Origin of the sequence: Streptomyces sp. NBC_00271, assembly GCF_036178845.1 — a bacterium.
Taxonomy (GTDB): Bacteria; Actinomycetota; Actinomycetes; order Streptomycetales; family Streptomycetaceae; genus Streptomyces.
This window is the reverse complement of sequence record NZ_CP108070.1, coordinates 10,390,990-10,403,561: the sequence shown is the minus strand read 5'-3', so window position 1 is coordinate 10,403,561 and position 12,572 is coordinate 10,390,990. Positions and strand designations below refer to the sequence as shown.

Here is a 12,572-nt window from a genome sequence, read left to right as displayed (position 1 = left end):
CGGAGTCATCGTCACTTTCTGGCTGGCTCTCTTACTGGGCAGGTGGCTGCCCCTCGGAGGAGCAGAGGACGACGGGGTCAGATGGGGAATCGCAACAGCGCTCGCAAGTGCCGTATCTGCGGTTGCCGGTTTGCCGATGGTGCGCTGGGCAGAGGCGAAGCCGGGTTCGTCGAAGGATGCGTGACCCCACAGGCCACACCAACCGTCAAAGGCCGAGTCGGATAAGCTCCCACAGCTGACTGATGCCACACCAGGCGGCCGTGTTGACACGCACGTCTTGCTCCCCATCAGCGTGGGGATGGTCCCGATTCCAGGGGCATAGCACATTGCTCCCCGCGTCAGCGGGGATCTTTTGAACGAAGTACCTGCCTGGCTACTTCCCGCCCGTTCCGTCACGGGTCACCTCCAAGCCGTCGGAAGGGCTGTAGTAGAGCGCATAGCCTGCCAGCAGGGTCTGACAATCCTCATCGAGCGCGAGAATCAGCTGGTCAGCCAGCCACGGGCTGTCCTTGCCCTGCCAGGCGGGCACATACAGCTGCTCCAGTTCCGCGATGGCCTTGTCGAGGGTCTCGGCGTAGGAGAACTGGATGGGCAGCCGCAGCCCGCAACTCGCCGCCGCCCGGGCAGCGAACGAAGTGGGCACCTGGTCCTGCGGCAGCTCCAGCCCCCCGCGCCGGCGGCCCTGCTTGTCTGCTTCCAGCCATGGGAGGGTGGCGAGGGTGCCGTCGGCACGCCGCTGCATGACGACGACTTCCAGGCTCTCCCGGCTGTCGCGGACCTGGGCCCGCCCAGTGCGGGTGTCGTCGGCATCGCCCACCCCGGCCGCCACCCAGCCGAACAACGCCCTGCCGGGACGGCCGACTTCGCCGAGGCGGAACACAGCCGCCCGCTCGGCCTGATCGGCCCGGTGCCGCTCGAACCGCGCCCTTGCTTCCTCCAGCGCGTACGCCCAATGCTCCGGTCCGACCGGAGCGTCGGCGTACGCGCCCTGGACGAGCGGGCTGATGTCAGCGGGCAGCCGCACGGGACGCTGCGGCCCGCCGTCGAGATGGGGCAGCAGCACCGCGGCCGACCGCAGCAGCGCATACGCCCCGTATACCGCGACCGATCCGCGTACCGGGACGGGCACGTCCGCCTCCCAGTCGGCGCCGGTCAGCAGGCACCGTGCCGCACGCAGCCGCGCGGGTCGCTCGCTCTGACCCTCCCCGCGCTGGTGACGGTGCAGCCGGCCCATCCGCTGCAGCAGCAGGTCCACCGGGCACAGGTCGCTGACGAGGAGATCGAAGTCCACGTCCAGGGACTGCTCGGCCACCTGGCTGGCCACCACGATATGCCGCCCTGAAGGCCGCCCCGTCGCCTTGCCGGGCGGACCGAACCGCCTCAGCAGGTCACGGTCCTTGGCCGCCCGGTCGACGTCCACGAAACACGAGTGCGCCACGCTGACGTCCCCGTCGCCGAACCTCTCCCGCAGCACACGGGCTGTCTGCAGCACGCGCTTGACCGTATTGCGAACGACGAGCACACACCCGCCGTCGGCCAGCTCCCTCTCCAGCCGGTCGGCCAGAACATCCAGACCGTCCGCAAGCCTCTCGACCCGGACATCCGTGCACCGGGCCGAAGCAGCCGGATGGCGCACCACGGGCCTGCCGCCCGGCGCGACAGCGGTGAGCAGCGGATACACCCCGTCTGCCGGAGCGCTGTCGACCTGCGTGCCGGCCGCCCCGGAGTACGCCTCGACCAGCTGACGCCGACGCGCGGCAGGCAGGGTCGCAGAGAGTACGACCACGGGAACCCGGTAGGCGCCCAGCCAGGCCAGCACCCGGTCCAGGTAGACGCTCATGTAGGTGTCGTAGGCGTGTGCCTCGTCGATCACAACGACCTTGCCCGCCACCGCCAGATGGCGCAGCGCCAGATGCCGGCTCTTCAGCCCGGCGAACAGCAGCTGGTCGACGGTACCGGCCACGAACGACGCCAGCATCGCCCTCTTACGGCCCCGCAGCCAGGTATGAGCCACCAGCTCGGCGCCCGCGGACCGCGTCGGCTCCCCCAGCCGCCCGGGCGCAGGCGCGGCCGCATCAACGTCGACCGCCGCCACCTGCCCGCCACGGGCCAGTAGGCCGGCGAAGTCCTCGTTGAGAGCCGCCTTCGAATGCGCAAGGTGCACAGAGTGCCGGCGGCTGCCGTCCTCCGGCAGCCGCTTCAGCCACTCCAGCAGCCGCGGGAACATCGCATTGCCCGTCGCCATCGTCGGCAACGCGAAGAACACACCGCCCGCACCCGAACGCGCCGCGAAGACCTCGGCCACAGCGAGCGCCGCCTCCGTCTTCCCCTCCCCCATCGGAGCTTCGATGACCATCAGCCCGGGCGTCTCCATCTCCCGGGCCAACGCCAGCGCCGCCTCCTGAACCGGACGGACCCTCGCCCCCTGCGGAAGCCCGAACCGAGACACGAACAACACCTGCGCCTCCCCGACAGGCTCCGCCGCCCGCCACGGCGCCGGGAGATCCAGCCCCCGCCATGCCGCCGCCAGCCGCTCCTCACTGCCACGAGACGCAGCATCCGGGAAGTACGGGAAGAGGTCGGGATTGCTGGCGATCCAGTCGGAGACGATGACCAGCGCGGTCAGCAACACCTGTACGGGCTGCGGCAGTCTCGCCTCCCGCCACGCCTGAAGCCGGTCCCCCACGCCAAAGCACTCCGCGCACGCATCGAGCAGCTCCGTCTGCACCTGCCGCCACAGCCCGCTGCTACGGCCGGGAGTACGCAGCAACTCCTCATGGTCGTACAGGGCCTTGATCTGTCCGTTCTCCGGCGGCACCCCGTGATGCCCGCCCACCGCCACGGTGAACTGCCCGGTCTGCTTGGCCGCCCACCCGTGACGCTCCTCCAGCCACTCACCCAGCAGCACCTGACCGGCCAGCCCGTGCGGTGCCAGTCGCCGATCCGGCCCCATCGCCTGCCGGGACCGCATCTCCAGACCCTTCTCCCGCATGACATCGGCGAGTTGATCGACCTGGCAGGCGAACGCCGGCGTCGCCTTGCCAATGTCATGCACACCCGCAAGCCACACGACGAGCCTGCGCCCGTCCCCCTCGCCGCCGGGCAACGCCCCAGCGATCAACTGCCGCACACCCAAAGGCAGCCACTCGTCCCACAGCAGGCCGGCGACGGCGGCGCTGTCCTCCATGTGCCGCCACAGGGGCAACCATCCGTCAGCATCACGATCATGCTTCGCCCACACCGACCGCGCCGACACCTGAAGCCGCGGCAACAGCCCGCAACCGACAACACCCCCACTGGTCATGCAAGATGCCTACACGCAAACCAACACCCAGCAGGCCAAATCGAGAAAACAGACTTGATCTGCAGCCGATGGAGCTATCCAGCCCCCGACAGGCGCACTCAAGCCATAAGGTGATCAATTTGCTATCGGCACCCACCCCGGGAAGAGATAAGCACGAAATGCACCCTTTGCCGAGATCGGTGAAAGTACGTGAAACCGTGCAGTCCGAGCCCCAGACCACCAGGTCAGACAGTCTGCTCCCCGCACCCGCGGGGATGTTCCCTACGTCAAGGCGGCCTGCCCTTCCTGCGGCACCTGCTCCCCGCACCCGCGGGGATGTTCCCGAAGCGCGTCTACTCCCGTCAGGTGGCAGCGGCTGCTCCCCGCACCCGCGGGGATGTTCCCGGCCGTGACTCGGTAAGCGAGTACGACCGCGACTGCTCCCCGCACCCGCGGGGATGTTCCCGAACTGGATCGGGACCTGGAGCAGCCAGGTGAACTGCTCCCCGCACCCGCGGGGATGTTCCCTTGTCCAGTGCTGCGGCCACCTGCGGATTGTCCTGCTCCCCGCACCCGCGGGGATGTTCCCACCCAGTTGTTCGCGGCTGAAGTTCCGTCGTCCTGCTCCCCGCACCCGCGGGGATGTTCCCGATGCAGGTGGTTGCCCGTGGGGAGATCACTTCTGCTCCCCGCACCCGCGGGGATGTTCCCAGCCTCGTCGACCTGGCCCAGAAGGGGAAGGCCTGCTCCCCGCACCCGCGGGGATGTTCCCTGCGGCGACCGCACCGACCGCGTCCGGCTCTCCTGCTCCCCGCACCCGCGGGGATGTTCCCAAGCTGCACGAGCCCCTCGACGCCGACGCCTGCTGCTCCCCGCACCCGCGGGGATGTTCCCGCGGCCGCCGCCTGAGCCGCCAAGGTCGCGGCCTGCTCCCCGCACCCGCGGGGATGTTCCCCAGCCGCCCGCGGACGCCTTGAGGGACTCCAGCTGCTCCCCGCACCCGCGGGGATGTTCCCTCCACTGGTCGTACGGCCGCGGGGCCGGGGCCCTGCTCCCCGCACCCGCGGGGATGTTCCCCCGTTCCGCGAACGGCTGGTGATCAGCACGCACTGCTCCCCGCACCCGCGGGGATGTTCCCTTCAGGTAGATCGAGCCCAGCGAACCGTCGGTCTGCTCCCCGCACCCACGGGGATGTTCCGCCGCGGGAGTTGTCGGTGGCGGCCTGCTTCTGCTCCCCGCACCCGCGGGGATGTTCCCCGCCAGATCTCCGCGGTCCTTGAGGACGGCACCTGCTCCCCGCACCCGCGGGGATGTTCCCGAGGGGTAGGCGAAGGGGAGTCGGAGCGGATCCCCGCACCCGCGGGGATGTTCTCAAGGATGACGGCCCTGAACTGATCCAGGCTCCCTGGTGGCCTTTTCCGGTCTGCCATGAGGGGTGGGCCGGAAAGGGTCACTACAGGTGCTGCTGGAGCCACCAAGAGGCCAGGCCTGTGACGCCGGTGCCGGCTTGGCCGGGCCGGCGTGGCCGTCTTGTCGTCAGTGGGACCAACACCCTCAGGGTTCGCAGCCAACCATCACGGGCCGTCGGTGTTTACCCAGCAGCTGACCGAATTGCTGCGGTCGCCCTACGCGAGAGACCGCGAGGCACTCAAACTATCCAATCTGTACGGGTTCTTGGACGAGGCTCTGCGTGACAGCGGGTACCTGCCTCCCCTGCTGTGCAACGCGGAAGGCTTTCGACGACCACTGGCGCGTCCGCTCGCCAGCAGCCACAGCTCTCCGTATGAACTGCTCAAGCGGAGGCCCACGGCCTTGGCACGCCTTCTGTCGCGCTACGCCCTCGCCGTGGCAGGCGAGAGCGATGACGGTGGCGACGACTCCCGACGGTGGTACGACCCGTCGATCGACGCGACCACGATGTACCGGTCGCTGCTGGACAGCCATTGTGGTTTCACCGCGAACAGCACTTCGCTGCTGAGCACTCCCCCCTCACGGGACGAACTGTTCGGCTATGTAGAGGCCGTGGCACAGCGCGGCGAGAACATGACGCTGCTGTACTTCGTCGGGCACGGCGTCGCACGTCAGTCAAACGGGCAGCTAGATCTGTACATGCAGTTGGCGGACGACGAGACCGTTTCGGTGAGCGACCTCGTCGATGGCTTGCGCAGCACGCGCGCCGAGCATGTCGTCGTGTTCATTGACGCCTGTCACTCTGATCGCGCCGGCGAGACGGTACGGCTGCTCTCCCGAGCCGAGCACCCCTTTCACTCGGAGCGTCCTGGCTTCAGCCGACTGGTGGTCGAGTGGTTCAACGTCCCGCAGCAGGAGCCGCCGTCCTACCTGCCGGTACCCCCTGTCCCCTCCCCGTATGAGGTCCTGCGGGACTGGGGTGGCCCGCCTGAATACGGCGTGGATGTCGGCGCCATCGCTCCCTGGCGAAGAAGTGTGTGGGCATTCGCCTTCCAGGGAGCAGTGATCACCTACCACGATAGGTCCGGGCCGCTGAAGCGGTGGCTCGATCTGCTGCGAGGGAGCAATGACCCTGTGCAGGCGCACCGTCGTCTGCGGGGTTCTTTCGTCACGGACGCCTTATTCGATGCTCCTGGCCCGGTGCCGGCCGCGCAGCAGCAGGCGACAAGCGGTGAGACGACCGAGCCATACGTGCCGCCACCCTCAGACGCGGGCCGTCCGGTCTTCCGCAGACACCGACCGCGGCTGCGCGTGCGGCAGGAGACGCTACCGCTACGTGTGGGCAGGCACCTGCAGGTGACCTTCGACTACCTGCCCCTGGACGAGGAATGGACCGTGCGGCCAGGGGTGGATGCTACGGAGACCTCCCCCCTGGAGATCACTTTGCGGATCAACGCTGCCACCGCGTCAGTACGCCCGTCGGTGATTCATACCCGGCTGACGGATGCGGCGGGGACACCGCCCGAGCAGTTTGAGGTGATTCCCGAGGTGCGCGGCCCCGTCAGGCTGCGCATCGCTGTCGTACGCAGCGCGGACGGGGCAGTGATCCAGCAGATCAGCAGTGTGCTGAACGTGACCGGCGAGGACGGTGCGGACGTCTGACGATGGTAGAAGACACCGAACTCGACCTAGAGTTGGTGGCGGACTCCTTCGGAAGTCTCGGCCGACTCCCGCGCTCCCTGCCCGGCGATCTGCAGAAGCGCACCATCTTCTTGAACATCGAGCACTACCCGCACGACGACACGTTCCGGGTGAGCGCCGACGGGCCTGCTCTGCCCTACGACGGAAACGCTCCCCTGGTCGGGCGCATCCCCCGTAGCAGGGCGGAGATTGCCGCAGCGGTACACCGGCTGCAGGCGGCATGGCTGGAGAAGGTGGTCCGCCACTATCACTCCCCTTCCGGGACATACACGTACGACGGCCTGCCCAAAGATGTGGTCGGGGCCGAACCCGCCGAAGCACTGCTCGGCCAGGTGGGCATCGAGCTGGCGCGCGCCGGGGATGCGCTGTATCGCTACCTGTTCGCCGAGGGGGATCACGAGCTCACCCGCTTGTACAAAGCGCTGTCCCATGCTCTGCGGAGCGGCCCACAGACAATCACCGTCACCTCAAGCGACCTATTTGTGCCGTGGGGCCTGCTCTACATACCGCCTTCGCCGAACACACGCCTCATGCACAGAGACGCCAAAGTCGAATGGGCGGGGTTCGTCGGCTACTCCCATCTCGTGGAGCACTGCCTCGGCGCGGTCGACGACTACACTCCCTTCATCGCCCACGGCACAGAGCCCCCGAAGGCGGGACTCCACTTCGATCTCCGCCTGGAGAAAGACGAGGACGAAGCGGACGACCGCCCGCTGCGCCCGGTGCGCGCCGTTGTCGAGACCCATGCCGTGTCGCGGGAGCGGACCACCAAACCGGTAACCGCTGAGGCACTGTGCGAGTCCGACGACAGTGACCACGTCATCGTGTTCGCCGCCCACGGCACAGGGATCCGCACCAACCTGCGAGGGATGGAGCAGGCCCAGGTCACGCTCACCGACGACGACCCGATCTACGCCGCCGATCTGGAGCAGTGGGCGTCGCATCGAGAGCACCGGCTGCCCGACCCTCTGTGCTTCATGATGGTCTGCGAAGGCGGCCGAGCAGGGATGTGCCTCCATGAAGGACTCGCCCGACCCCTCTTCAACCTGGGCGTCGGATGCCTCATCGGCCCTCAGATCGAGGTACCGGAGACGTTCGGCAGCAAGTTCACCTGCCGCTTCTTCGAGGAGTTCTTCAAGGGAGAGTGCGCCGCTCCCGTTGTACGCGACCTGGTCCAGGAGTTCGTCAATGACCACGCGACTCCTCTCGGACTGGTCTTCACCCTGATCCGTGGGATCGACAACTGCCTGATCACCGACGGGCAGCGAACAAAGGACGCGGATGAACCCCCATGTGGACCTGATCGACATTGACGAACAGGGCCGGCTGGTCCACCCCCGGCACGCCAGCGCAGTCCCTCCCGAAGACGTCCCCCGCATCCTGGAGAAGCACCTTCGGCTGCGGGAGGACACCACTGACATCTTTCTCTACGTTCACGGCTGGCGGACAAGCTCGGACGCTGCACATGACGCGGCTCAGCGCCTCTTTGCACTGGTGGACACCACCATGGCGCAGCAACCGCGTTCCTACCCGCGCATCCGCCGCTTCCGCCCCCAGTACGTGAGCGTCCGCTGGCCCTCGCACAGCCTCCCCACTCCGCGGGGCTACCGCACCGTCCGGGACCGCACCGCAATCATGGCCAGCACCGGACAGACCGCGCGGCTGATCGGATCAGTCCTCGGCTACTTCAACGAGCATCGTCAACCGCCCGAACCCGGACCTGACGTCCTCGCCAGCTCGTACGGTCAGTACCTTCACTGCATCGGACACTCCTTCGGCAGCCGCTTCCTTCTCCACGCCATCCTGGAGTCAACGCGCCGTCTGTCCCAGGGCGGACCGAACACTCTCGCTTGGCCTTGGGCCAGCAGCCTTTATCCCTGGACACTGGACAGCCTCACACTCTTCCAGGCTGCCCTGCCCGCAGACTCCTTCCTGCACTCCCCCTATGCGGGAATGCTCAAGCCAAATGTACTCAACGCACCCATCGCCATGACCTTTTCACCCGCCGACCGAGCACTGGGATTCTGGCACCGCCAAGCCGAGGAACGACAAAACGCCATCGGATTCCGCGGGGCGACCGGCCCCACAGCAAGCCTGCAGACACTGCCGCTCCTGGCAACTGACCAGCACTACAAACTCCTGCAAAGCACCAAGCTGCTCAACATCGATGCCAGCAGCCACTTCCGCCATGGCAAACGCAGGCCCGAAGGCGCGCACTCGGACTACTTCCACCCTGAATCGGCGCACCTCTTGTTGTCCCTGGCCCAAGCCGCCCGGTGAAGGCCCATCGCCGGCCACCCGACTCTGCCGGTCGCCAACTCTCGGAACTTGGCGATGGGAACGGCGGCTGGGGCGTGCGCCTCGCGCTGTCCACGGTGAAGGGGATGAGCGAGGCGGAGGCCGCACGGATCGCCGCCCACCAGCCCTACACCGGGCTGCAGGACTTCTGGCAGCGGGCCCGACCCTCGCTGCCGATCGCCGAGCGTCTCATCCAGATCGGTGCTCTCGATGCGGTGAAGGGCCCGCTGAGGCCGCGGGATCTGCTGCTGCAGGCCACCGAACTGCACCGGCACACCCGCAACCGCACCACCGCCGACGGACAGCTCGCACTCGGCGACACCCTCGTCAGCCCTGAACCCAGCGGCCTGCGCGAGATGTCGAGCCGGGAGCGGGTGAGTGCCGAGGCGGGCGGCGTAGCGAGGCGGCAGGGCGACGGTCAGGTGCCGGGTGCGGTCCTGGTCCGTCGACCCGATCGGCGCGGTGTAGCCCATGCGGGCACGGGTGTCGATGACGATGCCGCCCGTGGACGCTGCCTTCGCCTCGGCCTTCGCCCGGAACTGCGGCTGCCACCGCTTCTTCACCTCGCGGTCTAGGTGCGCGGCGAGATCCGGGCGCGGCTTCTTGATCTGATCCTTCACGTACCGCTCGACGGTGCGCTGGGAGATCCGCAGCATCTGGGCGACCGCCTTCGTGCCCTTGAGCTGCTTGACCAGGTAGCGCATCTGCGCACCCGCGCTCTTGGGTGCCGGACGGGTGAACGCCTTCTGCACCGCGGCCTCCAGGCCGTCCCCGAACAGGCTCATCGTGGCCTACTCCTACTCTCCACTGTCGACGTCGGTGACGGTGCCGTCCTTGATGTACCGGGCGAGGTTGAGCTCCGGCGCGTTGAATCGCTCTCGGACCTCCTCACGCCACAGGACGGTCTGGGTGCCCTCGTGCTTGACCAGGCAGGGGTTGATGCCGAGCTTGAAGCCGCCGGGCAGCGGCTTGCCCTCCCGGTAGGGCAGGAAGTCCAGCGGGCTCTCGCCGTTGGCCGCGTAGACGACGCAGTCGGGCCCGAGCCCGATCTACGGCCGGGCTGCGCTGCGGAGCCCAAGTGGGACGGGTTCCGGACGCTGGTCTCCGTCGCGCAGGGTGACCGCACAGGCCGGACGCCGCCCGCCCTCGATGGTGTGCCGGCGGCTGGGCAGCAGCACGGCCTGCCCGCCAGCGGGCTCGTCACCGAACTGCGGGCGCACCTCGGTCAGCCACCACGCCAGCAGCCGGTCCACCCCGTCGATGGTCGGCACCAGGTCGGCGGCGTACGCCAGGGCGCGGTCGACGTCGCCGAGCTCCCGGTGGATCCCGACCCCCCGATGCCCGGAGTACGTCTCTTTTCAGCCATTCCCCTATAACGCCCCTGCACAAAAAGGTACTTCCGTACGGGAGCACGCGCCTGACATCTTGCATCCACCACTCGTTTCGTACGGCCCCGCCGGTGCCCTCAGCACGGCCGGGCCGTCTCCGGAGGACGCTTTGATACCCCACATATCCAGCCGGACTAGACGCACGCTGGTCCTGGCGGCCACGCTCGGCGCCGCCCTCGCGTTCGGCGCCCCGGGCGCCCTCGCGGGCACGCTCCCCATCGACCCCTCCCCCGCGCCAGCCGCCAAGGCCCACGCTCCGGCCGCCGTGCCGGCTTCCCAGAGTGCGACCTGGGTGGCCGGCACGCGTGCCTACCTCGTGATCACCGCCCCCGGTGACAGTTCGGCGGTTCGCTCCGCGATCGCGGCCAACGGCGGCACCGTCTTCTCGAACTTCGACGCCATCGGCGTGATCGTCGCCCACTCGGCGTCCAGCGAATTCGCCGCCACCATGCGCGGCGTCGCCGGCGTGCAGCAGGTCGGCGCCACGCGCACCTCGGACGTCCCGGCCGACGCCTACAACCCGGCGCTCCCGGCCAATCCGGCCCAGGCCTCGACCCCGGCCGGAGAACCGGTCCGGGCCGACATGAGCCAGATCAAGGCCGACCAGGCCTGGGCCGTGAACCCGGGCTCCGGCTCCGTCACAGTCGGCATCCTGGACACCGGTGTGGACGACCAGCACCAGGACCTGGCGCCCAACTTCAACGCGGCCGACTCAGTCTCCTGCGCCTACGGCAAGCCCGACACCCGTGTCGGCGCCTGGCGGGACGTCGACACGCACGGCACCCACGTAGCAGGCACCATCGCCGCGGCCAAGAACGGCAAGGGCGTCGTCGGCGTGGCCCCCGGGGTGAAGATCTCCGCGGTCCGGGTCGCTGAGCCGGGCAACTCCTTCTTCTTCGCCGAGAACACCATCTGCGGCTTCGTCTGGGCCGGTGACCACGGCTTCAAGGTCACCAATAACAGCTACTACACGGACCCGTGGCAGTTCAACTGCCCGGACAACATCGACCAGGCCGCCATCATCGAGGGCGTCAAGCGCGCCCAGGAGTACGCCGAGGGCAAGGGCTCCCTCCAGATCGCCGCCGCGGGCAACGAGAACTACGACCTCGCCCACAAGACGACCGACTCCGCGAGCCCGAACGACTCGACGCCGGTCACCCGCACGATCACCAACGCCTGCCTCGACATCCCGACCGAGCTGCCGGGCGTGGTCACGGTCGCGGCCAACGCCACGGGTGTCACCAAGGCCTCGTTCTCCAACTACGGGCAGGGCGTCATCGACGTCGCGGCGCCGGGCAGCAACGTGTACTCCACCGTCCCCGGCGGCGGCTACGGCAGCAAGAGCGGCACCTCGATGGCCACCCCGCACGTGGTCGGCGTGGCGGCACTCATCGCCAGCGCCAACCCGGGCATCACCCCGGCGCAGATCCGCGCCAAGCTGGCCGCCCAGGCCAACGACATCGCCTGCCCCTCGGACAGCCGCTGCACGGGCACGACGGCCAACAATTCGTTCTTCGGCGAAGGACAAGTCGACGCCCTCAAGGCCGTCGGGACCACCCCGCCGCCCGGTAAGTACTTCGAGAACCTCGCGGACTTCGCCATCAACGACAACGCGACCGTGGAGAGCCCAATCGCCATAACCGGCGTGACCGGCAACGCCCCGGCCACCCTCAAGGTGGGTGTGGACATCAAGCACACCTACATCGGTGACCTGAAGGTCGACCTGGTGGCGCCGGACGGCAGCGTCTACACGCTGCACAACCACGCCGGCGGCAGCGCCGACAACATCGCCCAGACCTACACCGTAAACGCCTCCTCGGAGGTCGCGAACGGCACCTGGAAGCTGCGCGTCAACGACAACGCCGCCTCCGACACAGGCAAGATCGACGCCTGGAACCTGACCTTCTAGCGCAGGGCCCGGCAACGCCCGCGTACAACACGCACTGCGCCGGCGACAGCTCCTTGCCCGCGGCCACGGACAAGGCGGGCTGCGGTCTGTTCGGCCAGGGCTGCGAACTGCTGGGTGGCAGAGGGCATATGGGCCTCGGCAGCGGTGAACGCCGCGGTCGGGGCCCATATGCCGGAGACGTCCAGGAAGGCCGCGAACGGCCTGGGGCCGCCGGCGTCCAGCTCACCGTGCGCCTCCCTGAGGAGCTGTCGGCCCAGTGCATCGATGGTCAGCTGACCGGGGCGGTTCCAGTGCTGAATGTCCGGGTCGAGACACGACTGCACCAGGACCCGCGCGTCACTCTGTCGCCAGGGGCGCAGATGCATGCCTCTGGGGAGTGCAAAGTCGGGCTGCCGGGTCTGCTTCATCCGGCCAGGAGGCACCACGGGGGCTATCGGATTGATCACCAATCCATCATGCCCAAGTGCGCTGTCCGTTCTCGCGAACATTGATACTGACTCGAACTGCGCACCTCCGCGAGCGACGAACATCCGCTGTCGTAACTCCTGAACAAAGCCAGGCCGCGCTCATCGTCGGCGAGGTC

7 protein-coding genes, 3 pseudogenes and 1 CRISPR repeat array are annotated in these 12,572 nt (G+C 68.3%); of the genes and pseudogenes, 5 read left to right on the top strand and 5 right to left on the bottom strand.

Annotation, left to right across the window (positions count from 1 at the left end; translation table 11 throughout):
• Nucleotides 1-373: 373 nt before the first annotated feature.
• Nucleotides 374-3,304, bottom strand: coding sequence for a CRISPR-associated helicase Cas3' (cas3, locus tag OG798_RS47425; RefSeq protein WP_328759189.1), 2,931 nt, complete (start codon nt 3,302-3,304; stop codon nt 374-376).
• A gap of 233 nt (nt 3,305-3,537) precedes the next feature.
• Nucleotides 3,538-4,656: a CRISPR direct-repeat array (repeat unit 29 nt; unit sequence CTGCTCCCCGCACCCGCGGGGATGTTCCC).
• Nucleotides 4,657-4,870: 214 nt separating this feature from the next.
• On the opposite strand from cas3, the gene OG798_RS47420 reads away from it, so the two are divergent.
• The 4 genes and pseudogenes from OG798_RS47420 to OG798_RS47405 all read left to right on the top strand — a co-directional run.
• Nucleotides 4,871-6,355, top strand: coding sequence for a caspase family protein (locus tag OG798_RS47420; RefSeq protein WP_328759187.1), 1,485 nt, complete (start codon nt 4,871-4,873; stop codon nt 6,353-6,355).
• A gap of 149 nt (nt 6,356-6,504) precedes the next feature.
• The gene (locus OG798_RS47415; RefSeq protein WP_328759186.1) at nt 6,505-7,707 is read left to right on the top strand and encodes a hypothetical protein; all 1,203 of its coding nucleotides are present in this window, start codon (nt 6,505-6,507) and stop codon (nt 7,705-7,707) included.
• Nucleotides 7,676-8,674 carry a hypothetical protein gene (locus tag OG798_RS47410; protein WP_328759185.1) on the top strand — a complete coding sequence of 333 codons (999 nt, stop codon included), beginning with the start codon at nt 7,676-7,678 and terminating at the stop codon, nt 8,672-8,674. Before OG798_RS47415 ends, OG798_RS47410 begins: the two co-directional genes overlap by 32 nt.
• A 65-nt stretch (nt 8,675-8,739) precedes the next feature.
• Nucleotides 8,740-9,078: pseudogene (locus OG798_RS47405) on the top strand (helix-hairpin-helix domain-containing protein); the annotation flags it as partial.
• Here OG798_RS47405 and tpg read toward each other — a convergent pair.
• The 3 genes and pseudogenes from tpg to OG798_RS47390 all read right to left on the bottom strand — a co-directional run.
• Nucleotides 9,076-9,477: pseudogene (gene tpg / locus OG798_RS47400) on the bottom strand (telomere-protecting terminal protein Tpg); the annotation flags it as partial. The pseudogenes OG798_RS47405 and tpg sit on opposite strands and share 3 nt — an antisense overlap.
• A 12-nt stretch (nt 9,478-9,489) precedes the next feature.
• Nucleotides 9,490-9,726: pseudogene (locus OG798_RS47395) on the bottom strand (telomere-associated protein Tap); the annotation flags it as partial.
• A 15-nt stretch (nt 9,727-9,741) separates the two neighbouring features.
• Nucleotides 9,742-9,963: a hypothetical protein gene (locus OG798_RS47390; RefSeq protein ID WP_328759184.1), complete on the bottom strand. Its 222-nt coding sequence runs from the start codon at nt 9,961-9,963 to the stop codon at nt 9,742-9,744.
• Between the two features lie 226 nt (nt 9,964-10,189).
• On the opposite strand from OG798_RS47390, the gene OG798_RS47385 reads away from it, so the two are divergent.
• Nucleotides 10,190-11,989: a S8 family peptidase gene (locus tag OG798_RS47385; RefSeq protein ID WP_328759183.1), complete on the top strand. Its 1,800-nt coding sequence runs from the start codon at nt 10,190-10,192 to the stop codon at nt 11,987-11,989.
• Here the strand turns inward: OG798_RS47385 and OG798_RS47380 are convergent.
• The gene (locus OG798_RS47380; protein ID WP_328759181.1) at nt 11,986-12,435 is read right to left on the bottom strand and encodes a GNAT family N-acetyltransferase; all 450 of its coding nucleotides are present in this window, start codon (nt 12,433-12,435) and stop codon (nt 11,986-11,988) included. The genes OG798_RS47385 and OG798_RS47380 overlap by 4 nt on opposite strands.
• Between the last annotated feature and the right edge of the window lie 137 nt (nt 12,436-12,572).

What these genes read in the sequence shown, in the direction of transcription:
- cas3 (WP_328759189.1), bottom strand. Translation starts at nt 3,304, where the DNA reads ATGACCAGTGGGGGTGTTGTCGGTTGCGGGCTGTTGCCGCGGCTTCAG.
- OG798_RS47410 (WP_328759185.1), top strand. Translation starts at nt 7,676, where the DNA reads ATGAACCCCCATGTGGACCTGATCGACATTGACGAACAGGGCCGGCTG.